This window comes from Opitutus sp. GAS368 (assembly GCF_900104925.1).
Classification (GTDB): Bacteria; Verrucomicrobiota; Verrucomicrobiia; order Opitutales; family Opitutaceae; genus Lacunisphaera.
Genome location: NZ_LT629735.1, coordinates 2,205,319 through 2,230,536, shown reverse-complemented (window position 1 = coordinate 2,230,536; position 25,218 = coordinate 2,205,319). Strand labels below are relative to the sequence as shown.

The following is a 25,218-nucleotide window of genomic DNA, read 5'->3' as shown; positions in this document are numbered from 1 at the left end:
TTTTCCTGTTTATTTCTGAATCCCTGAGTTCCACATTCATTTCCTGCCTCACTTTATGAAGACCATTCCCCTTCCACCCACCAGCCACACGCCTGCGCCCTATGCCGGTCCTGCGCTCGACTCGGTGCTCGCCCAGCGCAAGCAGTTCCTCAACCCGGGCCTCTTCCTCTACTACAAGCAGCCCATCATGATCGTCGAGGGCAAGATGCAGTATGTGTGGGACTCCACCGGCAAGCGCTACCTCGACGGCCTCGGCGGCATCGTGACCGTCAGCGTCGGCCACTGCCATCCGCATGTGCTCCAAGCGATGAACGCGCAGAACAAGGTGCTGCAGCATTCCACCACCATCTACCTCAACCCGAACATCGGCGCGTTCGCGGAGAAGCTCGCGTCGAAGATGCCGGGCGACCTCAAGGTCTGCTACTTCGTCAACTCCGGCTCCGAGGCCAACGACCTTGCGCTGCTCATGGCGCGGCTGTCCACGGGCAACTACGACGTCATCGCCCTGCGCAACGCCTACCACGGCGGCAACGCGGCCGGCATGGGCGTCACCGCACACAGCTCCTGGAAATTCAACACGCCGCACAGCTTCGGCGTGCACCACGCCGTCGCCCCCTACCCGTATCGCGGGCACTTCGGCTACGACGACCCGGACGCCGGCCGCAAATACGCCGAGGACGTCAAGCAGGTCATCGAATACACCACCCCGGGCAAGGTCGCGGCGTTCATCGCCGAGTCCATCCAGGGCGTCGGCGGCTTCGTCGAGTTTCCGCCAGGCTACCTGAAGCACACCTACGAGCACGTGCGCGCCGCCGGCGGCGTGTGCATCGCCGACGAGGTGCAGACCGGCTTCGGCCGCACTGGCTCGCACTACTGGGGCTTCGAGACGCAGGGTGTCATCCCCGACATCGTCACCATGGCCAAGGGCATCGGCAACGGTGCGCCGCTCGCGGCCGTCGTCACCACGCCGAAGATCGCCGCCGTCATGGCGCAGAAGGTCCATTTCAACACTTTCGGCGGCAACCCTGTCGTCTCCGCCATCGGTAAGGCCGTCCTCGAGGTCATCGACCAGGAGAAGACGCAGGCCAATTGCCTCGAGCTCGGCAACTACATCCTCGCCGGGCTGAACAAGCTGAAGGCGAAATACCAGATCATCGGCGACGTTCGCGGCCGCGGCCTGATGCTTGGCATCGAATTCGTGAAGGACCGCGCCACCAAGGAACCGAACAAGGAAGGTTGCGCCCAGGCGGTCGAGAACGCCCGCGAACTCGGCCTTCTCCTCGGCAAGGGCGGCCTGTGGGGCCAGACCATCCGTTTCGCCCCGCCGATGAACATCATGAAGGCCGACGCCGACTTTCTGCTCGCCGTCCTCGACGAATCGATCGGCGCCGTGCCGGCCTGAGGGCCTTATCGTTGTAGGGGCGCCGCTTGTCGGCGCCCGGGCGTGGTCAAGCCACGCCCCTACAGCACAACCGCACAAGCAATTGCGGCTTTGCAGCCGTAGCTCTTTGGGGTTTGCTGGTGGCATGGACCCCAAGCAAATCAAGCCGGCCAGTGCCGCCGCCCAGGCCCTCGGCTGGGTGGACGAGAAGACGCGCGCCGTCTCGCCCGCCATCCACACGTCGACGACCTATCTCCGCGACGAGGACAACCAGTATCGCTCCGGCCGCGGCTACATTCGCGCCGACAACCCGTCCTTCGACCAGGCGGAAGCGTTGTTGAATCATCTCGAACAGGGCTCGGGCGCCATGCTGTTCGGCTCGGGCATGGCGGCGGCCACGGCGGTTTTCCTGGCGCTCAAGCCTGGCGACCATGTGGTCGCGCCGAAGGTGATGTATTGGGGCCTGCGCAGCTGGCTGCAGGGTTTCGCCAAGGACTGGGGCCTCGACGTCGAGCTGGTCGACACCACCGACCAGGCCGCCCTCGCGAAAGCCCTGCGGCCGGGCAAGACCAAGCTCGTCTGGATCGAGACGCCCGCCAATCCCACCTGGGTGATCACCGACATCGCGGCCACGGCCAGGCTGGCCCATCAGGCCGGCGCCCGGCTCGCCGTTGACTCGACCGTCGCCACCCCGGTGCTCACCCGGCCGCTCACGCTCGGCGCGGACCTCGTGATGCACGCCGCCACCAAATACCTGAACGGTCACTCCGACGTCATCGCCGGCGCATTGGTGACGGCCAAGGACGACGATGGTTGGAAAAGACTCAAAGCCATCCGCCACGACATGGGGGCGGTGCTGGGTTCGTTCGAAGCCTGGCTGCTGCTGCGCGGCATGCGGACCCTGTTCGTGCGCGTCTCCGCCGCCAGCCGCGGCGCGCAGCAGATCGCGGAGCATTTCGCCAAGCACCCGAAGATCACGGCGGTCCTCTACCCCGGGCTGCCGGCGGCCCAAGGCCATGCCGTGGCGGCGCGGGAAATGTCCGGCGGTTTCGGCGGCATGCTTTCCCTGCGGGTGAAGGCCGGCGAGGCGGCGGCCATCGCGGTCGCGGCGAAAGTGCGCCTGTGGAAACGCGCCACCTCCCTCGGCGGTGTCGAAAGTCTCATCGAGCACCGCGCCAGTGTCGAAGGCCCGACCAGCCCCGTGCCGGCGGACTTGCTGCGCCTGTCCGTGGGCCTCGAGGATGCCGGTGACTTGATTGCCGACCTCGAGCAGGCGCTGGCCGGCGGCTCTTGAACTGTAGGAGCGGCTTTACGCCGCGATTCGCAAGCGTCACCGCCTTCGTGTCGCGGGGTAAACCCGCTCCTACACCCAATCAGGGAATCTTCAGCACCACCCCGATTTTCAAGTCGGTCTCGCTTTTCATCACACCGCGGTTGGCCGCATAGAGGTCTTTCACCCGGGTGCGATTGCCGTAGTATTGCTGCGAAATCTTCGAAAGCGTGTCCCCCTTCTGCACGGTGTGCGTGCGCCCGGCGGCCGTGGGTTTCGATGCCGTGGGCACCGGCGTCTGCGCGGCGACGGTGGGGCGCGCGGGTGTGGGCGCCGGCGGACGGACCGTCGCAGGCGGTGCGACCGGCCGCGTGCGGACCGTGGGGATCGTCTCCACATTGAAGCTGAGACTGGGCGGGGCCGCGGGACCGGCCTTCGCCGGCGCAGCCGGGCCGTCGAAGTCGGACGCGGCCACGGCATTGCGGCCGGCCTTCACGTCGGCCAGCTCCTGCTTGAGGGCCTCGTTCTCCTGCTTGAGCTTGTCGAGCGTGGCCACGAGATCGACGCGCTGCAGCTGGTTTTCCAACGGCTGGGCCGGCAAAGTGCGGGCAAATTCGCGGGTGGCCGCATCGATGCGTTGCCGGACCAGCGGGGCCTGCGGGCTGTTGGGCCGGAGCGCGAGGTATTTCCGGAAATGGTAGATGGCGGAGAGCGGGTCGTTGATGTGCTGCGCGTAGAGCAGGCCGATCTCGAGGTGCGACTCCGGGGCATCGTCCCCGCGCAAATCGACGACCTTCAGGAACGCCGACAGCGCCTCCTGCCGGCGGCCGCTCTTGAGCAGCGCCTGCCCCTCGCGGTAGCCGGGCTCGTCGATCTCGGTGGCGGTTCTCACCCGGTCACTGTCCGAACACCCGGCCAGCCACAGCGCCGCCAAGCCCAGCAACGGGCGCAGCAGGCGGGCAAGACGGAGGGCAGGGAGTCGCACGGGTGGAAATGAATTGAACGAGGATACGCGACCGCTAGGTTTGCGCCAGCGTTCCGCCAACACAAGTTTTTGATGCCCCTCTCCGACCAGACCGTCCTCGCCCAGGCCCGCCAATGTCTCGCCATCGAGCGGGAAGCCCTGGAGGCCACGGCCCGGGTGCTCGACCGGGAGTTCGTCGCCGCGGTGCGGGCGGTGGAGGCGGCCGTCGCCGCGGGCCACAAGGTGATCTTCTCCGGCGTCGGCAAGAACGCCCACATCGCGGAGAAACTCACCGGCACGCTCAACAGCATCGGCGTCCCCTCCTGCTTCCTCGATCCGACCCAGGCGCTGCACGGCGATCTCGGGCTCTGCGCCGCGGGCGACCTCGCCATCCTGCTCAGCAACAGCGGCGCCACCGGCGAAATGCTGCGGCTGCTGCCGCTGTTCGAGAAATTCGGCCTGAAGACCGTCGCCCTGACCGGCGCCCCCGGCAGCGAGCTGGCACGCGGGGCGGACTACCGGCTGCTCTACTCGGCGCCGCGCGAAGCCTGTCCCCTCGCCCTCGCCCCGACGGCCAGCACCACGGCCGCGCTCGCGCTCGGCGACGCCCTCGCCATGGTGCTGCTCGAAAGCCGCGGCCTGACCCGCGAGGACTTTGCCAGATACCACCCGGCCGGCACGCTTGGCATGACGCTGTTGCTCCGCGTGAAGGACATCATGCGCACCGGCGAGGCGTGCCCGGTGCTGAAGGAGGCCAAGACCACGGTGCAGGCCGCCATCTTCGCCATGACCAAGGCCAAGGCCGGCGCCGTGGCGCTGGTGGACGCCAAGGGCCGGCTGAGCGGCATCTTCACCGACGGCGACCTGCGCCGCAGTGCGTTGAACGGCGGCGCCGATTTCCTCAGGAAACCCGTGGGCGGCTTCATGACGCGGGGCGGCAAGACCGTGCCGGCCGACGCGCTGGCCGTGGAGGCGCTGAAGCTTTTCCAGCAGTTCAAGATCTCCGACCTGTTCGCCCTCGACGCCAAGGGCCGGCCGACCGGCTACATCGACGTGCAGGACCTGCCGAAGCTGAAGATCCTGTAGACCGGATGATGAGGCCCCCGCCGGGCCATTATACCTCCCGGCCCGCACCCGTTCCGTGTTGCAGCCGCTCCCCCAGTGCCTTGTTCTCAACGGTGCCATGAACTTCCGCACCGAAACGGACACGATGGGCGAGGTGCAGGTGCCCGCCGACAAGTATTGGGGCGCCCAAACCGAGCGCTCCCGCAACAATTTCCGCATCGGGCCGGAGGCCAGCATGCCCCGCGAGATCATCCACGCCTTCGCGGTGCTCAAGAAGGCGGCCGCCCTGGCCAACCACGAGCTCGGCGTGCTCCCCGCCGAGAAGCGCGACCTCATCGCCCGCGTCTGCGACGAGATCTCGGCCGGCCAGCTCGACGACCAGTTCCCGCTCGTGATCTGGCAGACCGGCTCCGGCACGCAGAGCAACATGAACGCCAACGAGGTCATCGCCAATCGCGCCCACGTCCTGACCGGCGGCAAGCTGACCGACGCGAAGAAGGTGCTGAACCCGAACGACGACGTGAACAAGTCCCAGTCGTCGAACGACACCTTCCCCACCGCGATGCACATCGCGGCCTACGAGGTCACCGTCGCCGTCACCCTGCCCGGCCTCCAGCGCCTGCGCGACAGCCTGGCCGCCCGGTCCGCCGCCTTCGCCAAGATCGTCAAGACCGGCCGCACCCATTTCATGGACGCCACGCCGCTCACACTCGGCCAGGAGTTCAGCGGCTACGTGCAGCAACTCGACAACGGCATGCGGGCCATCCGCAACGCCCTCGAGATGATCCGCGAGCTGGCCCTCGGCGGCACGGCGGTCGGCACCGGGCTCAACACCCCCGCGGGCTACGACGTGCTGGTGGCCAGGAAAATCGCCGACCTCACCGGCCGGCCTTTCATCACCGCGCCCAACAAGTTCGAGGCGCTGGCGGCGCACGACGCCATGGTCGAGCTCTCCGGCGCGCTCAAGCGCGCGGCCGTGTCGCTGATGAAGATCGCCAACGACATCCGCATGCTCAGCTCGGGCCCGCGGTCGGGCCTCGGCGAGATCGTCATCCCCGACAATGAGCCCGGCTCCTCCATCATGCCCGGCAAGGTCAACCCGACCCAGCCGGAGGCCATGACGATGGTCTGCGCCCAGGTGATGGGCAACGACGTCGCCGTGGGCATTGGCGGCGCGACCGGCCACTTCGAGCTCAACGTCTTCAAGCCCGTCATCGCCGCCAACGTGCTGCAGAGTGCGCGGCTGCTCGGCGACGCCTGCGTGTCCTTCGCCGAGAAATGCGCCGATGGCATCACCGCCAACGAACCGATCATCCGGCGCCATCTGGAGAACTCCCTCATGCTGGTCACGGCCCTCAATCCGCACATCGGCTACGCCAAGGCCGCGGAGATCGCGAAGAAGGCGCACAAGGAAAACACGACGCTGAAGGCCGCCGCGATCAAGCTCGGCTATGTCACCGCCGGACAGTTCGACACCTGGGTGCGGCCGGAGGACATGACCGGTTCGCTGAAGGCATGAAAAAAGCCCGCCAAGGGGCGGGCTGAAAGAGGGCGCGGTTCCGGTCAGAACCGGAGGGCCACGATCTGCGGCATGGGCCGGACAAAGGCGTCGCTGTCCCGCGCGAAGCGGCTGCTCCGATCCGTGGACTCGGTGTCGCCCAAACGGCGGGCCAGGCGTTCGCGCACGACGGCGGGTGGAAGCGGCTCCGGGTTGAGCTGCCGGCCGCCATACTGGGCGAGGAGATGGTTGCGCCGCGCGGCGTTGGTCGGCACGGAGGCCAGCTCCTCGGCCGCCGCGGTGGCCTGCACCCGGGCCGGCGCGCTCAGGCGGTTGCCGAGCGCGGCACCGGCAAAATCGACCTCGGATTGCTCAAGCGTGGCGGAGTTGCTCGCGAGAAGCCGGGCGGAGGGCTTCTCGGCCTGCGGCGCCACGAGGAGCGGCATCAGCTCGACGACCTCGGCGGAGCCCGCCACTGGCGTGGCCGCAGAAGCGGTCACCGAGGCCGCCCCGGTGCTTTCATCCCGGACCGACACGATCGATTCACTGCGATTGACCAAGGGGGAACTGACCGGACTGGACGGCAGCGCCACCCCGTGATCCACGGCCACGGAAGGATTGGCCGCCGGGACCGGGACCTGCGCCAGCTGGGCCGGCGCGTAGAATTTCACCGAAACCAAAGTGAAGGCGAGGATGGCGGTGGCGCCCACCGGCAGGTAGGCTCGCCGGGCCAGGATCTGCGGCAGTTCCTGCCACCACGGACGCTTCTCCAGCAAGGCGGTGAGCTGCTTCTGGCGCAGCTCACGCTCGAAATTGGTCCAGAACTCCGCCGCGGGACGCTCGGCGCGCTTGAGGCGCAAGAGGTCCTCGATGGTCACTTGGGGGCGTTGATCGAGTTCGGGCATGGGTTCAGGAGCGGAGATATTTGCCGAGTTCGCCTTGCAGGAACTGCTTGGCGTAGTGAAGCCGTGAGCGGACGGTGCCTTCGGAGCAGCCCATTACTTCGGCGATTTCGGAGTGGCTGAGGCCGTCGATCTCAAAAAGCGTAATCACAGTTCGGTGTGGGATAGACAGTTTTTGGAGCGCTTCGTTCAATTTTTCCTTAAGCTCCTGTAGGTAGGTGTCCCTATCGGCTCCTCTCTTATCAGTCAGCTGTTCAAGGATTTGGGCGTTTGTGCCGTCCTCGTGAAGCTTCTCCAAGCTGAAAAAGCTGCGCAAACGGTTCTTCCGCAGGTGGCTCAGGGTGGTATTGACCGCGATCTTGTATAGCCAGGTGAAGAAGGCGCAATGGCCCTGAAAGCGGTTGATCGACTGAAAGGCCTTGATGAAGGCGTCCTGGGTCAAGTCGGAGGCATCCTCCCGGTTGGCGGTAAGGTTGTAAACGACCCCGAAGACCCGCTCGCGGTATTTCAAGATCAGCCGGTCAAAAGCCGCCACATCACCCGCCTGCACCTGTTTCACCACGGAGAAATCCGCATCGGCCTCCTGCTGGCGCTCAGGGGAGCTTATGATGGCCTTGGTGAAAACCTTGGACAGATTCATCGCGCGGATGGACAGGCTAGAGCAACGTTGGAGCCAGGCAAACGCAAATTATGGTGAAACGGCCGTGGCCGACAGCGCCGCGACCTGTTTCCGGAGCATTTCCCCCAGCTGGAGCATCAGGGGCACCGGAGCCAGCCCGGCAAAGGGCGCGAGGGCTTGGCTCGCCACCGCCAGTTCCGCGTCAATCGCGGACACCACGCCGGCGGCGATGCCCAGTTCCCGCATGCGCTGCTTGCTGGCCGACAGGCCCAGGGGCTGGCCGCCGCGCAGGGCCGCCACCATGGCGGCGCGCTCGTCGGCCGACACGCGCTCGAGCAGCAGCATGAGCGGCAGCGTGAGCTTGCCGGTGGCCAGGTCGGTGCCGAGCGTCTTGCCGATGCGCTGCTCCTCGCCGACGAAATCCACCAGGTCGTCATAGATCTGATAGGCGATGCCCAGGTGGTGGCCGAAGCCGTCGGCCGCCGTGGCAAAGGCCGGGTCATGCCCGGACAGGCGGGCGCCCAGGAAACACGACACCCGGAAAAGCTCGGCCGTCTTCAGGTCGATCATGCGCCGGTATTCCGCGAGCGAGATGTTGATGTCGCGCCGGCGCAGGGTCTGCATGATCTCACCCGAGCAGACCTTGCGGGTGGATTCCGACACGAGCCGGCAGACCTCGGTCGTCGGGAACTGCGAGGCGATGTGCAGGGCCTGGGAGAAGAGCGCGTCACCCAGCAGCACGGCCGCATCGGGCCCGAACTCCCGCGCCGCGGTGCGGCGGCTGCGGCGGATCTCGGCGCGGTCCATGATGTCGTCGTGCACCAGCGTGGCGAGATGCACCATCTCGACCACCCCGGCGGCCCGCACCAAGTCGTCAACCACCACGCCCTCGCCCTGCCAGCCGCTGACGAACACCATCGTCGGGCGCAACCGTTTGCCGGATATGTCGAGACAATAGGCCGCCATGTCGCGGATCTCGGGTTCAAAATGATCCACCTCCCGGCGCATGAAACGGTCGAGCGCCACCATGTGCGGTCCCACGCGCTCAAAGAGCTCGGAGAAATCCCGCGGCGGCAGGAGCGGCATGCTGGGGGGCGTCACAACGCGGGCCATCGGGCTGAAGCTAGGCGGGTCGTCCGAAATGGCTAACAAATACTGCACGGCAGTCTTGCCATGAATGGATGCGATAACATTTCGTTAAGTTCATGGGACCCGACAACCCCTGGCTGCTCGCCGGCATGATCCTCGCCGGGGGCGTGGTCGCCAAGTGGTGGATCGTTGATTACCGCTCCGCCCGGGCGGGCTCGGCCCAGCCCCGCGCCTTTCCGGGGGCGACGCCGGCCACCGGCCGCATGCTGCTCCTCGCGGCCGGCGGGGCCCTGGTGCTGCTGGCGGCCGAAACCGCGGGAGAGCACGCGCTCGGACTAACGGCGCAACAGAGCCGGATGACCGTCCTGTTCGGGCTTTATACGGTGGTCGCGGCCTTTCTCGAAGAGCTGATTTTCCGCGGCTATTTCGTCTTGGAGAACCGCGGCCGCGGCCCCCTGATCGCGGGCGCGGTCGGCGCCTCCCTGGCTTTCGCGCTGCTGCATCCGTTTTTCTGGGCATGGCGCGACGGGACCTTCCGGTGGCAGGGCGGGGCCAAGGCCTGGTTCAGCACCGCCGCGATTTTCTCCGGCTCGCTGTGGTTCTACGCCGTGCGCTTTTGGCCCCGAAATCCGACGCGCTCGCTGCTGCCGTGCGTGGCGGCGCACGTGGTGAAAAACCTGGGAGTCTTCGCCATCAAATACGCCCAGGGTTTCGTGAGCGCCTGGTGGTAGCCGCAGGCAAAAAGCAAAGGCCGGCGGAAAACCGCCGGCCTAGGAAGGAACGAAGCGTTAACCGCTTACTTCTTGCCCGGAGCCACCGGGGCGGGTGCGTAGACATCCGTGCCCTTGGGGGCGCGGTAGCCGGGCAGCTCGTCGCGGGTCATGCCCGTGGCGGAGATGGCGCGCGGATCGAAGACATCCTCCGGGGCGCCGCCATCGGCCGTGACCGTCTTGGCGGTGATGAAGATCAGCAGGTTGGTCGAGACATCATTGACGTTCTTCGACGAGAAGAGGCGGCCGAGGAGCGGGATGTCGCCCAGGATCGGAACCTTGGTGCCGCCGTGGTCCCGGGAATCGGTGATAAGGCCGCCGATGCCCATGGTGAAACCATCCTTGAGCGAAACCTGGGTCTTCACCTTGCGGGTCGCAATGATCGGGATGGAGGCGCCGCCCGCGCCGCCGAACGTCGTGGAACCGTTCTGCTGGCTGACCTCGGGCTCGAGGTTGAGCTTGATGACGCCGCGGGCATTCACCTGCGGGGTGACCTTGAGGATGATGCCGATCGGCTTGTAGGCGAAGCCCGACACCTCGAAGGTGCCGCGCTCGCTGTTGTAATTGTAGCTCGGCACCGGGAATTCCTGGCCGATGTTCAGCACGGCCTCGGTGTTGTTGAGGGTCACGACCGTGGGATTCGACATCACCTTGACGTTGGACTGCGTCTTGAGCGCCGAGACGATCACGTTGAAGTCCGACGCGGAGAAGACCGCAGTCGTCACCTGGCTCATGCTGCCAGCGTGCGAGATGTTCTCGAGCGCGTTGATCGCGCTGTTGATCGTATTGGTGCTGCTCGATCCGGTGCTGTTGCCGCCGTTAAACGTGGTGGGCGCGGTGAACGAGGCCTGGGTATCGGGGACCGCCGGAACGGCGGGCGAGGTGACCACGCCGGCGTTGTTAAGGATGGCCGGGGTGCCCGGGGTGCCGGCCACAAAAGGCGTGAAGTTGGCCACGCCGGTGTTGGCCGGAAGAGCCGACGGGAGGCCGGTGACGGCGCCGGTTTGCGGGTTGAAGGTGGAGGTCGAGAATATCGGACTTACGTCTCCGGGGTTGGTGGCACCCGGCCTAAGCGGCAGGTTCGGCGTGGTCACGAAGGTGGTGGTATTGGCAGCCGAAGTGGCGGCGGTCGTACCGTTGTTTCCGGTGGTGGAATTATTGGTGTTTGAGCCGACGCTGTAGTTCTGGTTGCGGTTGCGGCCGACCGACTCGGCGATGTTACCCACCCCGAACTTCATGCCCTGGAGCGAGGCCCAGTTCACGCCGATGTTGCGGATGTCGCTGTCCGTCACCTCGACAAACTTCGACTCGATCATCACCTGGTCGGTGGCCTTGTCGAGCTGGTCGATGACGATGCGGATGCGGCTCATGCGGGACGGCTTTTCGGTGATGACGAGCGCGTTGCTGCGCGCATCGATCACGATCTTGCCGCCGCCGGCCGCGTCGACGAGGCCGTCGATGGTGGGCTTGATGTCCGCCGCCTTGGCGTTGTTGAGGATGAAGACCTCGGTCGAGCCGGGCTCCTGCTGCAGGAGCTCGTTGCTGACGATCTTGATGATGTTGCCTTCCTTGACGTAGGTGTAGCCGACCGGGGAGAGCACGACGGTGAAGATCTGCTCCCAGGTGACATCGCGCAGCTTGATGGAAGTCTTGCCGGTCAGCGTGTCGGGCACGACGAGGTTGAGCTCGAAGAGGTCGGCCACGTTGCGGAGGATGGTCTTGATGTCCTCGTCGGGGAAATCGACCGAGAGCGTGTCCTTGTCGCGGCTGGCGGGGGTCGCGACGGGCACGGAGCCCTCGACGGTGGCACCGGCCGTCACCACGGGGGCGGCCGGCTTGGCCTCGGCGGGTTTGGCCTCGGCGGGGGCGACGGTTGCGGCCGGTGCCGCGGGGGCGGCCGGCGCGGGTTCAGATTGAGCGAAGACCGGCAGGGTCAGTGCCGTGGCGAAGAGCGCGGTGAGGATAGTGCGTGTGCTCATAGAGTTCGTTCCTTATTTGAGGGTCCGGGTAAATTCCTCGCGGTTCAGGCGGAGGGTAAAATTGGTGCGGTCGATGCTGACGATTTCTAGAGTGTATTGGTTGCCTTCAAAGGTAATTGTCAAAACGCCGCCGGCTTTAACCCGCTTTTGACCGAAGGAAATCGACGGCTGGCCACCGAGCACGATGTAGCCGCTGGGCTTCAGGCTGGTGGCGATGGCCCGCAACAGCTCGTGGTCGTTGCGCGGACCCGCCGCGGTGCGCGGGTTGGTCTCACCACTGCCTTCCGTGCCGGTCGCATTGGACGCCCGGCCCATGGCCGCAACGGCCTCGGCGAACGCCGTCGGGTAAAACGGGTTGGCGGCTGACGGCACTATTTCCCGGGCCGCCACCAGCGCTTTGCCCCGGTCCAGCGCCTGCTGGCGCTTGACGGGACTCAGGACCGTCTCACCGGTCGCAAAGACCGAGCCACCCGCGAGCAGCAGGCCGGCACTGAGGATGATTCGCGTGAGATTGATTTTCATGGCTGGCCGAGCAGCTCGAGGCTGAGCGAGAGGGTGATGACGGTGGCCCCGGCATCGCCGCCGGCTGATTTCGTGAAGTTGGCGGTATTGATCCGGCACAAATGCCGGCCTTTCTCCAGGCGTTGCAGGAACGCCATGACGTTTTTGTAGGGCCCCTGGACGTTCACGTTGTAGGGAATGCCCACATAGGAGGCCTTGGCGCTCCGCGGCCGCGGATTCTGCCGCACATCCAGCAGCTTCACCTCATTCTCCGCCTCCAGCTTGTAGAAATACTGCAGATTCACCGCCAGCTGGCCCTCGCGGACGAGCCGGCCGTCGAGTTCCTTGGTGGTCGCCTGCAACTCGGCGACCTGTTCGGGCAGGTTTTTGGCCAGGGCCACGTTGGAGCTGAAATTGGCCGCCTCGGCGGACTTGGCCTCGTAGGTCTGCTGCTGCTGATCGATGTCGCCGCTGCGATAGTAGAGCCAGCCGCCGCAAAGCAGACAGATCAGCAGACAGGCAAAGCCGATGGGCTGCTTTTTGATGCGCGCAATGATATCGGCCGAGGTCATTATTTTTTGGCCTCCGTTTTGACTTTCAACGAAATCTCGAAGGCCATGAAACTCGTGGCGCCGTCGGGGGTAAGCTTCTCCAAGGTGATAGGCTCGAAGACCGAGCCGAGCCGCTTGTCGGTCCGGAGGACATCGACATAACTGGAGGCCGTGCCCGCCGCCTGATCCCGGGTGCCGGCGACCACGCCCCGCAGCACGTAGACCTGGTTCTTCGGGTCGGCGGTCAGCCGGATGTCGGCCATATCAATGGAAATTTCCTTGGGCAGGGTCCGCCCGATCAACTCGATGTATTCGGAAACCGGGATGGGCACCTTCATGAAAGTCTCGACCTCGGTCAGTTTCTTTTCCTCGTCGTCGAAGATCTGGGTCTGGCGGAGCGCCTCGGTATTTTGCTTGGCGTTCGCGTCGATCTCGCGCTGGGCCGCGGCGATCTGCTCCCCAAGGCTGTGCAGGCGGTATTCCCCGTAGCCCAGCCACATCAGCAAGGCGATGGTCACGGCTCCCGCCGCCGTGTTGACGAAGAAGGTCGTGCGCACGACCTTGGTGTCCGGCAACCGTTCAAAGTTGCGGAAATTCGTGTGCCAGAGAGGGACGACTACCGGTTCGTCACTTTTTTTCGTCAGGGACAGCATTTTGGTAAGGAGCGATCAGGGAAAAAAGGCCCACCCAGCGTTCCTCGGGTTGGCTCAGGGCCACCCCCTCGGCGAGCTTGATGTTGAGGGATTCCAGCCACGGCAGCATGTCCAGTTTCATCACCGGCACGCCGAGGGAGCCGGCCATCGTGGTGCCGAGCCAGCTCAGGCTGGCCGGCAGCTGGGTGCAGAGCACGCTGCCGATGGACTGGCCGGTCTGCACCTCATAGAAGCCGATGGAGGACTGCAGTTCCTTCAGCAGCTTCTTGACGAGCGCGCCGCCCATGCTGGTGAAGTCAAAGGTGTTTGAGTAGAAGAGCTTTTTGGCCGACTCCTCGTCCTTCAGGCCGAGTTCCTTCTGCACCACGGGGATCATGGCCGCGATGCCACTGAAGATCGGGCGGGAAATATCCACGCCGTCGGCGCTGACGATGAAGCTTTGGGTCGACTCCTCGCCGATCTCCAGCAGGAGGACGGGGGCCTTGCTCTGCTTGAACTTCAGGTAGTTCACCACGCCGCCCAGCGTGGCCAGGGTGCCGAGCTCCAGCCGCTCCGGGTAAACGCCCTGCTCGAGCAGCTTCTCCTGGAACGTGATGATATCCTCCGAGGGCAGGCCGCAGAACAGCACTTCCTTGTGCGACGCTTTGACCAGGTCGTAGTCGCCGCCATTGTCGGGGTTCAGGGCCTTGATCGTGTATTTCTCGGGCTCGACGCGAAATTGCTGCGTGTAGATCTCGCTGAAATAAGCGGGCTCCTTGAGCTTCTTGAGGTCCAGGGTGTGCCGCCGGATGATCCGCTTGGACGGATAAACTCCGCAAGTCGCGTGGGCGTAGCCGGTCGAACCCTTGCCTTCGGTGGTTTTGACCCAATCCATGATCGACGCCGTGTCGGCGGCAGGAAACTCCTTGAGCTCCTCGACAATATACGGCGCATCCGGCGACGACAAACGCGCCAGCAGGGTCGAATATTCGCCAATTTCGACGCAAAAGCCTTTCGATTTTTTCGCGAGAAACATGCTCGTGCCAGTGAGGAGGTGGGAGGGTGTGCTTACGGTTTCTACGGGCCTTTGCGGGTTAGGTGAAGCGCAAGGAAGCCCGTGCAAAACTCATTTGCAGGACACGTTGGATATGGGTCACTTACCCATCTGACAAGACGAAAACCATTACCGGGCCATCTGGTCCAAGCAGTTTCCCTAATGTTTTACTTTCAGGCATTTTGGCCTGAAAAAAGCAAAAACCCGCCAAATCGGCGGGTTTGCGAAAAAAAACGAGCTTTTACGAACCGCGGAAGGGCTTATTTCTGCCAAGTGCGCTTCTTGTGGCGGTTCGCTTTGAGGCGCTTCCGGCGTTTGTGTTTCGACATCTTCAGACGTCGTTTCTTCTTAAGATTTCCCATGGTAAAAGTTGGTTTTAGATCGGCCAACCTGCGATTCACCCCCGGGGCTGTAAAGCACAATTTAATCGCCGGGTGGCACCGCCAATTTCTCGGCCGTCTCGGTAAACACCAGCTTGGCCCCGACTGATTTCACCGGCAGACCCGTGAGCACCGCCACCACCCGGCGGTAAAGCGTGATCTGGGCCACGTGTCGCGTCGCCACCCGCGGCAAGCCAGGTCCCGCCCGGCGGTCGGTCTTGAAATCATACACCGTGGCGCGACACGGCCGGCCGGTTTCAGCCAGCTCCACCACGACGCGGTCAAACACCCCCGTCACCCACGCTTCATCCAGCACGATTTCGAACGCCCGCTCCCGCCACACTTCCGACCGCGCCGCCGGTTTTGTCCAGACTTCCGCCAGATCCGGCGCCTGCAGGCAGGCCAGCGCTTCCGCCCCGGCGGTGTCACTGCTCCGCCAGGCGGCCGCCCACCGGGCTGTGTCCGGAGCGCCAGCCCACTCCACTTGCGCCAGCAGATCATGCACCGCTCGGCCAAAGTCCGCCGCCCTCCCTCCTTCCAGTGCGAACAGCCGCTCGCCAGCCACGGCGGTCTCCCTGGCCTCCGACGGCGTGCGGCCCGGACGGCGGATCACCGGCGAGGCTGTCACCACGGGCAGACCCGCCCGGGGCCTGGGCTCCGGCGCACTGGCGCCGACCGCTTCAAACCAACACGCATCGCCCGACGACCATTCCTCGCCCAGCGTTTCCTGCAGCAATCGCGGGAAATTGTGCGACTGCGACGTGCCGACCGGCTCGGTGATGATATACATCGCCCGCTTCGCCCGCGTCATCGCCACGTAAAGCACGGCCAGCTCCTCGTAGCAGGCATCGGCCTCCGCGGCGGCCACGTGCCCCGCCAACACCTCGTCCCGCTCATAAAATATCTCCGGCGGCAGATCGAAGACCCAGTCCACCGTCCGGTCGGGCGCCCGCTGCACCGCCAGCCCGCGCCGCCGGGCCGCCAGTCTCGTTCCCTCCAGGTCCGGCAGCACCACGAGGTCGAAGCCCAACCCCTTCGCTTTGTGCACCGTCATCACGCGCACCACCGCCGCCGTGTCGGTGTCCCGCACCGTGTGTCGCTCCACGAATTGCACGAACTCCGCCACGTCGCGGCTGCCCGTCTCATCGAACAATCGCGCCGCATCGGCCAGTTGGCGGCCACGTTCCCGGCTGAACGCATCGTCCGCCGCCAGCGCCGGCTCCAGCTTGCGCACCCACGCTTCCACGGTCCGCTCGAAACCTGCCGTGTGGATCTCGCCCAGCAGGTGCGGCGCCAGCGCATCACCACTCGTGCAATTCTCCGCCTCCAGCACCGCGCGCAGTGGCGTCATCGCCAACTGCACCCACGCTGACTGATCGCCCGGATGCGCGGCGGCCCGGAACAAGGCCAGCACCACGCTCGCCAGCGGGTTGTCCGTCCCGACGTGCAGATCCGACTCCGCCACCGCCGGCAGCCCGCCCTCGCGCCGGAGGTAATCCGCCAGTCCGGCCGCCGTGCTGTTCTTCTGCACCAGCACCGCCACACTCAGCCCGCGCTCCAACGCCCGCGTCTCCGTGAGGACCTGCAGCGTCGCCGCAAAGCGGCCAGCTTCGTCCTCCGCGGTCCGCAACGCCGCATAGCCGCCCAGCTTCGGCTGCGCGCTCTCGTGGTCGCGCCACTCCCTTGTCCATCGCGCCACGGCCTCCGCCGGAAATAGCCGCGCCAGCGCCTCGCCGTCGCCGAGCACGCGGTTGACCGTCGCGATCACGGCCGGGCCGGAGCGCCATGACTTGTCGCGCCGCTCCTCGCGGATCGTGCCGGGAGCTTCCGCATTGTAGTGGTCGAAAATCTCGCGGAAGAGCCGCGAGTCACCCTCGCGCCAGGCGTAGATCGCCTGCTTCACGTCTCCGACATAGAAGAAGCTCCGCGCGCCGGTCGGGTCCTGCACCGCCTCGTCGATCAGGTTCCGCAGCACGCTCCACTGGCCGAAGCTCGTGTCCTGGAATTCGTCCAGCAGCCAGTGGTCGATCTGTGCGTCGAGCCGCCAGTCGATGAACAGCCGCGCTTCCGCCGCCGCCTCGCGCGTCAGCCGCCGCGCTCCGTCGGGGGTGTCCGGTCGCAGCAGGCGCTGCACATCGGCGAAGGTCAGCCGGCCCGCCCGCCGCACCGCATCGTCATAAACCTCCTCGTAGCCGCGCAGCACGGCGAACATGCCTTGCGTCGTCTCCAGCCGGCGCGAGAGTTCGGCGCCGACGAGGCCGCTGACCAGCGCGCGCAGCGTCAGGCTCGCGTCCGGCGCCAGCGGCATCTTCTTCCGCTCGACGGTGACCTCGGTCAGCCCGGGCCAGGCCTTGAATGCGTTGTCCACGATGTAGGCGATCGGCCTGGGCAGGGGGGCGCCCGGCGCCCAGTCGGGCAGCGCGGCAAAAAAATCCTCCCATCGCGACCGCTGTTTGTCGCTGAGCGTCGCCCACGGCAGCGCCGCCTTCAGCCCCGCGGCCGCCGCGCTGCGCTTCTTCGCGTCCGCGGCCGCCAGCCAGGGGTTGCCCTGCGGCCAGATCCGCCCGGCGTGCCCCCAGACGGCCCCGTCCGGCGCGGCGAGATACACCTCGGCGTGTTCGTCGAGGAACGCGTCCAGCCGCGCACCCAGCCGTTTTTCCTCGGTGCCGAAGGTCGCGCGCTTGAAGGCCTCGATGAAATCCTGCCGCGCGGTGCCGCCCGCGGTGTGCGCGAACATGCGCCGCAGCACGCGCCGCCGCTCCAGCCGCGCCGCGTGCTCCTGCAGCACCTCGAAGTCGCCGGCCAGCCCGAGTTCGAGCGGAAAGGCCCGCACCACCCGTGCAAAAAAACTGTCGAGCGTCCCGAGGTTGAGCCGGTGCATCGCCTCGGTCACCCCACGCAGCAGCTTCAGGAAATCGGCTGATCGCAGCCCGGGGACCTCGATCTCGGCCGCCAGTTTCTTCGCGGCGGCCTCGTCGCTCGCCGCGCCGGCCAGCTTCTTCAGGATCTCGTCAAAGAACTCGCCGGCCGCCTTGCGGGTGAACGTCAGCGCCGCAATCCGTTCCGGCGGCGCGCCGTGCGCCAGCAGCCGCACGTAGCGGTTCGTCAGGGCGTAGGTCTTGCCCGAGCCCGCCGACGCGAGGATCATCACATGGCCGGTCGGACTCATGACGCGCCCCTCCAATCCACGCTCGCCGCCGTGCCGTGGTGAAACAGCCCCGCAAAGGCGTCGTCCTCCTCCCGCGGCGGCACCTCGGCCGGCGGCCAGAAAATCCCCGCCGCCACGCCGGCGGCCACGCCCTCTGCGCAGCGCCGGGCCGCCGCCCGCCAGGCCGCGTCGTAATCCTCCCAGGGCACCAGCCCCGTCTCGCCGACGGCCTTGGGCAGGTTGAAATAGCCCGCGCCGGTGGCGACGCCGAACTCCCCCGCCAGGGCCTCGAGGTAAAGCGGCAGCTGCAGGTCGGTCCACACGAGTTCCTTGCCGCCGATCGTGAACCGCGCCCAGGCCGGCGCGGTCTCGTTGCGCCGCGCGCTCCGCACGTGGGCCGCCAACGGCGACACGCCCTTGTCCGACGTCTTGTAATCGATCACCCGCACCGCACCGGTGACCTCATGTCGTTCCAGGCGGTCAACCTTGCCGCTCACGGTGACCGCACCGAGCGCCAGCTCGAACTTGCGCTCGACGTGCTCCATCACCCAGCCCGTCGCCCGCTCTGCGGCCTGCACCTCCGCCGCGCGGGCCAGCCGCTGGCGCGCCGACTCGAGCTGCACGATCAACGGCAGCGTGAGCTCGGCGCCGTAGCGGTCACGCGACCGCCGGTCCACCTCCGCCAGCAGGAATTCCCGCAGCACCGCGCCGTCCGTGCAGTCGCGCAGCGCCATTTCCTTTCCCATCGCTTCCAACGCCGCGTGGCAGAGCGTGCCGAAGTCCAGCGCGTCCAGCTCGCTCTTGAACGGATCGACGGTCTCCATCTTCAGCGCATGCCTGAGATAGAAACGAAACGGGCAGCGCAGGTAATCGCGGAACGCCGTCACCGACACGCGCGGCGGCGGCGGCACAACCGGCGGAACGAGCCGCCACGCGCGCCGCCACGGCAAGCCGGGCCGCGCCGCCTCGACCGGCCGGAACAGCGCCGCCACGCGCGCCGGCAGTTCTTCGTCCGCACACGCCAGCAGCAGCCGCGACGGCCGCAACGGATCGCCCGCCGCGGACACCTTGCCAACGAGCAGGTCCAGCCGGCCCGCCGCCTTGCGGCTCCCGGCCAGGGCGGCGAGCAGGTAGGCGTCGCGGGCAAAACGCGCCTCGTTGGTCTTCAGGCCGAGCCGTGCCCGCAGCGCCTCGGGCAAAAAGGGATCGCCCGCCACCGTCTCGGGCACGCGTCCGTCGTTCAACCCGGTGACCACAAGATGGGGCGCGTCCTCCCACAGGAGTTCCAGCCAGCCGAGCAGGTCCACCGCCCCCGCGGGCCGCGCGTCGAAGCGCAGGCTTTCGCCAAACCGGGCCAGGGCCAGCTCCCACCACTCGCCGTTGGTGAGACCCGGGAAATCCGGCTGCGCCGCCGCGGCTTCGCGCAGCACGTCCATCCACGCCGCCGCCGATTCCGCCAGGGCCGAATCCCCGGCCACCGGCCGCGAACCAAAGATTGCCGCCAGCGCGGCGGCCGCATTGGCCGGAAACCCGCCGCCCGTGAGCTGGGTGCGCAGTTCCCGCGCCGCCTCCAGCGCGGCGCGGGCCGCGGGCCGCCGGGCGGTGTGGCCGAGCGCGGCCGGGATCGTCGCCGGCAGGTGCCGGGCGTGCAGGTCGTCGAGCTCCTTGAGCATCGCCTCAACCGAAAACTTCCCGCCCCCGCGCACCGCCAGCCACGCCATGAAATCAGGACCGCGCGCCAGCGCCTGCACCGTGTCGAACGCGGGTTCCCGCACCAACGCCGCCAGCGCGGCGAGCAGGGCGTGCAGGTGGTCGCCCCGGCGCGACCGTCCGCCCGGATTGAATCCCGTCAGCCCCGCGCCGCGCAGCCCGTTTTCCAACGCGGGCGCCACCTCGGCATCGGCCACGCCGACCGCCAGCGCACCCTCGGGGGCGCCATAGCTCCGCGCCAGTTCCGCCACTTGTGCCGCCTGGTCACCCGCATCGGCGCACAAGTGCACCTGCGCCGAAAAATCCTGCAAAGTCAGCGGCCGGCGCGACCAAGCCTCCTCGCGCGGGCGGCCCCATTCGTCAAAGAGCTCCGCGCCGTCAGCAGGGCCGAAGATCACCACGTCCACCGGCACGGACGCCGCCCACTCCGTCAAAATTCCGACGGCCAGCGGCAGCGGATCGGGCGTGGCGAGCAAGACGATGCGGGTGATGCCGGCCGGCCGCACCGGTGCCCGGGCCAGCTCGATGCTCGCGGCCTGCAGCGGGCGCCGGCCGCGGGCGGCGAGCGCCGCGTCGCAGCGTCGCTCCAACTCGGCCAGTTGCGTCCAGCGCTCCGTCTCGGGCAGGCTGTCGCCCGCGCGGCGGACGACATCGCGCAGCCGCAGGCCGTTTTCGCCCAGCGCCGACTGCAGGCGCAGCAATTGCGCGGCGAGACGGGCGGCCCAGGCAAAGTTGCGCGCCGGCGGATCCACCGGGAAGACCGCGCGGAAATCCTCCGGCTCGGCCGCCTGCACGATCTCCGCCCATGCCAGCTGGGCCTCCAGGCGCGACGCCACGGCGGCACCCTCGGGCGGGACCAGCAGGTCCTCCGGCAGCACGACGCGCGGCGCCAGCACGGCCGAGCCGCGCGCGGCCGCATGCTCCGCCAGGACCTCGCGCAGCCGCCGGCCCGACTGCCGCGTCGGCACGATCACCAGTATTCCGTCCAAATCGAGCGGGCCGTCGCCGGTCCATTCCCGAGCCAGCCACGCCGCCGCCTGCGCGGGCAGCGGCCGGTCCCACGGGAGAAAATGGCGGCGGACATTGGCGGGCGGAGGCACGGCCGCCCATGAACGCGGATTGGCCGCGCGAATTCAACCCCGCAGAACCGTTTTGCGAATCACACCCGGCGGTCGCTCCGCTATGCCGACAAAAAGCCCCGCGGCGGTGAGGCGCGCGGGGCGGGAAAATCAAAAGCCGAACCGCTTATTTCTTGGCGAAGATCAGCTTCGCCCACTGCGACTTGTGGTTCGAGGCGGAGTTGCGGTGGATGACGTGGCTCTTCACGGCGCGGTCGAGGGCGGAGCTGTAGGCGATGGCGGCGGCGCGGGCCTTCTCGGCGTCGGTGCCCTTGGCGGCGGCGGCGACGGCCTTGGCCAGGGACTTCAGGCGGGTCTTGACGGCCTGGTTGCGGGACGCGTTGCGGAGCGACTTGCGGGCGGCTTTGATAGCGGACTTGGTATTGGCCATGGTGGTTGGAAAATTTGGAAGGGCGAAAGACCCAAAATCCCCCCGGTGAGTCAAGCGCTTTCCTCCCGGGCCGCCGAAGGTGGAACCCGGCCTTCCGCCTTCGCCAAGGCTACGGCGGACAAGCCGGACGGACGCCCCTTCCCTTGTAAAAATGGAGCGGGGCGCGCCGTGGTTAACAGCGCGCCCCGCGTATGGTCTAGTTCCGCAGCCGGTAAGCCGGATTCTGTCGGGCGCCGCGAACGGCGCCGTGATCTTCATTTCTCTAGGCGCGCCCGAAAGCGCGCCTCCCCAGACTGACGGCTTGCGCCGGCGCCTGGAGTGCGACTAACCCGGGACTGTCCGACGGGCCGCCGAGTCCCCTATTTAGTCTTGCACCGGATTGGGTTTTTCATGCCGCCGTCGTTGCCTTCGGCGCGGTGGGCTCTTACCCCACCTTTTCACCCTTACCTCCCGGTTGCCCGGTTGGCGGTATATTCTCTGTGACACTATCCGTCAGGTCGCCTTGAAGCGCCCTGCCCCCGTTTTCACGGGGAATCCCGCCCTGTGGTGTCCGGACTTTCCTCTCCTGGTTCAAAGAACGCGGAGCGAAGATCTGGCTCCGAAACTAGGACGCCCAATAGACCACCCGGCCGCACTGGTCGCAAGTGGCAATTTCCGACCCGGTCCGGGCCATCACCTCGATGTGGGTGGGTACCTTCAGGTGGCAACCGCCGCAGCGTCCGCCGTTTACCGTCACGCACACGGGGTGCCCGGGCTTGAGCGCGATCCGGTCGTAAATCTTCAGTTGCGGGGCCGGCACCGCCGGGCGGGCCGCCGCCACCGCCGCCTGGGCCTCTTTCAGCTCGGCCTGCAGCTGCGTCCCGCGCTCGCGGAGCGTGCGGATCTTCCCCTCGTGGCCGGCGATGTTCTGCCTCAGTTCGGCCTCGGCCGCGGCGAAGCGTTTCTTCGCCTCGTCGATCGAATACATCACCTTCAGCTCCTCCTCCTCAAAGCCGCTGATGGTCGCCTCGGTCGTCTCGATCTCGTGCGTGAGCGCCTTGTATTCGTCGTTCTTGCGCACCTCGAGCTGCTGCGTGCGATATTTGCCGGCCTTGCCCTCGGCGCTCTTGATCTCCACCTCGAGCAGTTTCTTCTTCGATTCCAGGGCGTGCCACTCGGCCTTGGCGGCCTCGATGGCGGCCTTTTCCGCCGCGATCCGGGCCTCGACCGCCGCGATTTCGCGGGGTGCCGCCTGCAGCTGGTGCTCCAGCGCCAAGCGCTTCGAGTCGGATTCCTGCAACGCCAGCAGCTTGGACAAATCGAGAGCAGCCATGGCGGCGACATTGCGGGGCGGGTCACCCTGCGGTCAAACGAAACTTTCCCCGGTGATTGCGGTCCGTTTTCCGGGTCGTTTTTCGCCAAAAACACGGCTGGAAATCGGCTGGCTCAGAGGGTAATTTTTTGAACGAAAACGGAAGATTTTTAATCATTGGTTAAGAATGATTTAAGCACCTGTTTTTTACGCGAAAAATAACTCGGAAAATAGCGAGAAAACCCTTGTCGGACCGCACGTTTTGCATGACCTTTTTTCAACCCATTTTCGCCCTAAATGTCCGCCTCCGAAGAAGCCTCCACTCTCGCCAAATCCAACGCCGCCGCCGCCGACTACGACGCCAATAAACTGGGCCAGCTGAAGGGCCTCGAGGCGGTCCGCAAGAAGCCCGGCATGTATATCGGCGGCACCGACGAGCGCGCGCTGCACCACTGCGTTTCCGAGGTCTTGGACAACTCCGTCGACGAGCATCTCGCCGGCCATTGCTCCAAGATCGAGGTCGCCATCCATGTCGACGGCTCGATCAGCATCCGCGACAACGGCCGCGGCATCCCGGTCGACATCAACAAGGACAGCGGCCTGCCGGGCGTCGAGCTCGTGCTCACCACGCTGCACTCCGGCGGCAAATACGGCCAGGGCGGCTACAAGTTCTCCGGCGGCACGCACGGCGTCGGCGCCAAGTGCGTCAACGCCGTCTCCGAGTGGTTCGAGGTCGAGGTCTCCCGCGGCGGCCAGGTCCACCACATGAAGTTCGAGCGCGGCAAGACCATCAAAAAGCTCGAGGTCATCGGCAAGGCCAAGGGCACCGGCACGCTCATCACCTTCAAGCCCGACGCCGAGATCTTCCGCGACACCACCGTGTTCAAGTCGGACATCATCGCCCAGCGCCTGCGCGAGCTCGCCTTTCTGAATTCCGGCCTCGAGATCACCTTCACCGACGAGCGCCCGTCCACGCCCAAGACCGAGGTCTTCATCTACAAGGACGGCGTCGTGGAGTTCGTGAAGCAGATCAACACCGGCAAGACCGCCCTGCACCCCGTGCCGGTCCGCATCACCAAGGAGCTCCAGACCACCCTCGACGACAAGCCGATGGAGATCCACGTCGAGATCGTCCTCCAATACAACGACACCTACAACGACCTGGTCCTCTGCTACACCAACACGATCCACAACCCGGACGGCGGCACGCACCTCTCCGGCTTCCGCAGCGCGCTCACCCGCGCCATCAACCAGTTCTCCAAGGCCAACAATCTCCTCAAGGACAAGGATCCCCAGATCACGGGTGACGACGTCCGCGAGGGCCTTGCCGCCGTCATCTCGATCAAGCACAGCGATCCGAAGTTCGAGTCGCAGACCAAGGTCAAGCTGCTCTCTCCCGAGGTCGAGAGCATCGTCGGCTCCCTCGCTTACGAGGGCCTGATGTTCTATTTCGAGAGCAACACCGGCGTCGCCAAGCGCATCGTCGAGAAGTCCTTGACCGCCGCCCGCGCCCGCGAGGCTGCCCGCAAGGCCCGCGAGACCATCCGCAAGGGCGCCCTGCACGGCGGCGGCCTCCCCGGCAAGCTGGCCGACTGCTCCGAGAAGGACCCGGCCATCTGCGAGCTCTACATCGTCGAGGGCGACTCCGCCGGCGGTTCCGCCAAACAGGGCCGTGACCGCCGCTACCAGGCCATCCTCCCGCTCCGCGGCAAGCTCATCAACTCCGAGAAGGCCCAGCTCGACAAGGTCCTCAACAACGAGGAAATCCGCACCCTCATCACCGCCATCGGCACCGGCATCGGCACGGGCGAGGACGAGTCCGCCTTCAACGCCGCCAAGGCCCGCTACCACCGCATCATCATCATGACCGATGCCGACGTGGACGGCTCGCACATCCGCACCCTCCTCCTCACCTTCCTCTACCGGCAGATGAAGGGTATCATCGAGCGCGGCTACGTCTACATCGCCCAGCCGCCCCTCTACAAAATCAAGCGCAAGAAGCGCGAGCAATACGTCGACAACGACGAGCAGCTCAACCGCATCCTCCTTGAGCTTGGCTCCGAGGAGATTGTGCTCGCCCGCACCGGCGACGGCCACGTCTTCGCCCCCGCCGCCATCGACCAGATCCTCGAGATGCTCGGCGCCCTCGAGAAACTCGGCCACGGCATCACCCGCCACGGCGCCACGCTCGCCGAATACCTCGACCAGTCGGCCAAGGACTCGCACGAGCTGCCCCGCTACATCGCCCGCGTCCGCGAGGGCAACAAGGAGTCGCACCAGTTTCTGACCGACGACAAGGCCCGCGCCGCCTTCCTCAGCAAGCAGGGCATGGACGCCGAGCTCAACAGCGCCGCCCCGGGCGCCACCGTCCCGCCGGTCCAGGTCACGCGTCGCGTCACCATCCACGAGATCTTCGAGTCCACCGAGATAACGAAGCTGCTCAAGGCCCTCGCCAAGGCCGGCCTCGACACCGCGCAGTTCGCGCCCACGGCCAAGGCTCGCTACACCATCACCGAGAACGCCGGCGCCAAGACCGAGGCGAAGACCGAGCTCTTCTCCCCGCTCGACATCCTCACCCAGATCCGCGCCAACGGCCGCAAGGGCCTCTCCATCCAGCGCTACAAGGGCCTCGGCGAAATGAACCCGAAGCAGCTTTACGAGACCACGATGGACCCCGACCACCGCCGCCTGCTCAAGGTCAGCATCACCGACGCCGCCAAGGCCGACGCCCTCTTCACCCTCCTCATGGGCGACGAGGTCCCGCCCCGCCGCCAGTTCATCGAGGACAACGCATTAAACGTCCAGTATCTGGACGTGTGATCAATCTTTCTCGTTCTCCTGCTCGTTCTCTTGATCGGGAACCGGCGGGAACGAGAAAGAGTAAGAGAACGAGAAAGATTCCAGA

At 66.4% G+C, this 25,218-nt stretch carries 20 protein-coding genes and 1 other RNA gene; 6 read left to right on the top strand and 15 right to left on the bottom strand.

Annotated elements, in window-relative coordinates; all coding sequences use genetic code 11:
- Positions 1-55: 55 nt before the first annotated feature.
- A complete protein-coding gene (locus BLU29_RS09540; protein ID WP_091057143.1) occupies positions 56-1,402 on the top strand; it encodes an aminotransferase class III-fold pyridoxal phosphate-dependent enzyme in 1,347 nt (448 codons plus the stop codon).
- Between the two features lie 124 nt (positions 1,403-1,526).
- A complete protein-coding gene (locus BLU29_RS09535; RefSeq protein WP_091057140.1) occupies positions 1,527-2,675 on the top strand; it encodes a PLP-dependent aspartate aminotransferase family protein in 1,149 nt (382 codons plus the stop codon).
- Between the two features lie 79 nt (positions 2,676-2,754).
- On the opposite strand, the gene BLU29_RS09530 is transcribed toward BLU29_RS09535, so the two are convergent.
- Positions 2,755-3,636: a LysM peptidoglycan-binding domain-containing protein gene (locus BLU29_RS09530; protein WP_157693756.1), complete on the bottom strand. Its 882-nt coding sequence runs from the start codon at positions 3,634-3,636 to the stop codon at positions 2,755-2,757.
- Between the two features lie 72 nt (positions 3,637-3,708).
- On the opposite strand from BLU29_RS09530, the gene BLU29_RS09525 reads away from it, so the two are divergent.
- Both BLU29_RS09525 and fumC read left to right on the top strand, forming a co-directional pair.
- The gene (locus BLU29_RS09525; RefSeq protein ID WP_091057135.1) at positions 3,709-4,701 is read left to right on the top strand and encodes a KpsF/GutQ family sugar-phosphate isomerase; all 993 of its coding nucleotides are present in this window, start codon (positions 3,709-3,711) and stop codon (positions 4,699-4,701) included.
- A gap of 97 nt (positions 4,702-4,798) precedes the next feature.
- On the top strand, positions 4,799-6,199 hold the full coding sequence (gene fumC / locus BLU29_RS09520; protein WP_091057133.1) for a class II fumarate hydratase: 1,401 nt from the start codon (positions 4,799-4,801) through the stop codon (positions 6,197-6,199).
- Positions 6,200-6,243: 44 nt separating this feature from the next.
- Here the strand turns inward: fumC and BLU29_RS09515 are convergent, their stop codons facing one another.
- Genes BLU29_RS09515 through BLU29_RS09505 form a run of 3 tightly spaced genes read right to left on the bottom strand, consistent with a single transcriptional unit; the run spans position 6,244 to position 8,812 of the window.
- Complete coding sequence (locus BLU29_RS09515; protein ID WP_091057130.1) at positions 6,244-7,083, bottom strand: hypothetical protein; 840 nt, start codon at positions 7,081-7,083, stop codon at positions 6,244-6,246.
- Positions 7,084-7,087: 4 nt separating this feature from the next.
- Entirely contained in the window at positions 7,088-7,720 is a 633-nt protein-coding gene (locus tag BLU29_RS09510) for a sigma-70 family RNA polymerase sigma factor (RefSeq protein WP_091057128.1), read from the bottom strand.
- A gap of 48 nt (positions 7,721-7,768) precedes the next feature.
- Positions 7,769-8,812, bottom strand: a complete 1,044-nt coding sequence (locus tag BLU29_RS09505) for a polyprenyl synthetase family protein (protein ID WP_231962207.1) — start codon at positions 8,810-8,812, stop codon at positions 7,769-7,771.
- A gap of 92 nt (positions 8,813-8,904) precedes the next feature.
- On the opposite strand from BLU29_RS09505, the gene BLU29_RS09500 reads away from it, so the two are divergent.
- Positions 8,905-9,519: a CPBP family intramembrane glutamic endopeptidase gene (locus BLU29_RS09500; RefSeq protein ID WP_091057125.1), complete on the top strand. Its 615-nt coding sequence runs from the start codon at positions 8,905-8,907 to the stop codon at positions 9,517-9,519.
- A 65-nt stretch (positions 9,520-9,584) separates the two neighbouring features.
- Here the strand turns inward: BLU29_RS09500 and BLU29_RS09495 are convergent, their stop codons facing one another.
- The 11 genes from BLU29_RS09495 to BLU29_RS09445 all read right to left on the bottom strand — a co-directional run bounded on the left by BLU29_RS09495 (position 9,585) and on the right by BLU29_RS09445 (position 22,334).
- Entirely contained in the window at positions 9,585-11,537 is a 1,953-nt protein-coding gene (locus tag BLU29_RS09495) for a secretin N-terminal domain-containing protein (RefSeq protein ID WP_091057123.1), read from the bottom strand.
- A gap of 12 nt (positions 11,538-11,549) precedes the next feature.
- Positions 11,550-12,059 carry a hypothetical protein gene (locus tag BLU29_RS09490; RefSeq protein ID WP_091057121.1) on the bottom strand — a complete coding sequence of 170 codons (510 nt, stop codon included), beginning with the start codon at positions 12,057-12,059 and terminating at the stop codon, positions 11,550-11,552.
- Entirely contained in the window at positions 12,056-12,610 is a 555-nt protein-coding gene (gene pilO / locus BLU29_RS09485; protein ID WP_091057119.1) for a type 4a pilus biogenesis protein PilO, read from the bottom strand. Before pilO ends, BLU29_RS09490 begins: the two co-directional genes overlap by 4 nt.
- Entirely contained in the window at positions 12,610-13,242 is a 633-nt protein-coding gene (locus BLU29_RS09480) for a hypothetical protein (RefSeq protein ID WP_157693755.1), read from the bottom strand. The genes pilO and BLU29_RS09480 overlap by 1 nt, the downstream gene beginning before the upstream one ends.
- A complete protein-coding gene (locus BLU29_RS09475; protein ID WP_091057113.1) occupies positions 13,217-14,257 on the bottom strand; it encodes a hypothetical protein in 1,041 nt (346 codons plus the stop codon). The genes BLU29_RS09480 and BLU29_RS09475 overlap by 26 nt, the downstream gene beginning before the upstream one ends.
- A 278-nt stretch (positions 14,258-14,535) precedes the next feature.
- On the bottom strand, positions 14,536-14,637 hold the full coding sequence (locus tag BLU29_RS09470) for an AURKAIP1/COX24 domain-containing protein (protein WP_083270211.1): 102 nt from the start codon (positions 14,635-14,637) through the stop codon (positions 14,536-14,538).
- 61 nt (positions 14,638-14,698) lie between these two features.
- Positions 14,699-17,824 carry a UvrD-helicase domain-containing protein gene (locus BLU29_RS09465; protein WP_091061051.1) on the bottom strand — a complete coding sequence of 1,042 codons (3,126 nt, stop codon included), beginning with the start codon at positions 17,822-17,824 and terminating at the stop codon, positions 14,699-14,701.
- On the bottom strand, positions 17,821-20,613 hold the full coding sequence (locus tag BLU29_RS09460) for a PD-(D/E)XK nuclease family protein (RefSeq protein ID WP_091057110.1): 2,793 nt from the start codon (positions 20,611-20,613) through the stop codon (positions 17,821-17,823). Before BLU29_RS09460 ends, BLU29_RS09465 begins: the two co-directional genes overlap by 4 nt.
- Before the next feature lie 145 nt (positions 20,614-20,758).
- Positions 20,759-21,022 carry a 30S ribosomal protein S20 gene (gene rpsT / locus BLU29_RS09455; RefSeq protein ID WP_091057108.1) on the bottom strand — a complete coding sequence of 88 codons (264 nt, stop codon included), beginning with the start codon at positions 21,020-21,022 and terminating at the stop codon, positions 20,759-20,761.
- 196 nt (positions 21,023-21,218) lie between these two features.
- Positions 21,219-21,626: RNase P RNA component class A (gene rnpB, locus BLU29_RS09450), an RNA gene on the bottom strand.
- On the bottom strand, positions 21,627-22,334 hold the full coding sequence (locus BLU29_RS09445) for a C4-type zinc ribbon domain-containing protein (RefSeq protein ID WP_091057105.1): 708 nt from the start codon (positions 22,332-22,334) through the stop codon (positions 21,627-21,629). It abuts the RNA gene before it with no gap.
- Positions 22,335-22,610: 276 nt separating this feature from the next.
- On the opposite strand from BLU29_RS09445, the gene gyrB reads away from it, so the two are divergent.
- On the top strand, positions 22,611-25,133 hold the full coding sequence (gene gyrB / locus BLU29_RS09440; protein WP_091057104.1) for a DNA topoisomerase (ATP-hydrolyzing) subunit B: 2,523 nt from the start codon (positions 22,611-22,613) through the stop codon (positions 25,131-25,133).
- Positions 25,134-25,218 lie beyond the last annotated feature (85 nt).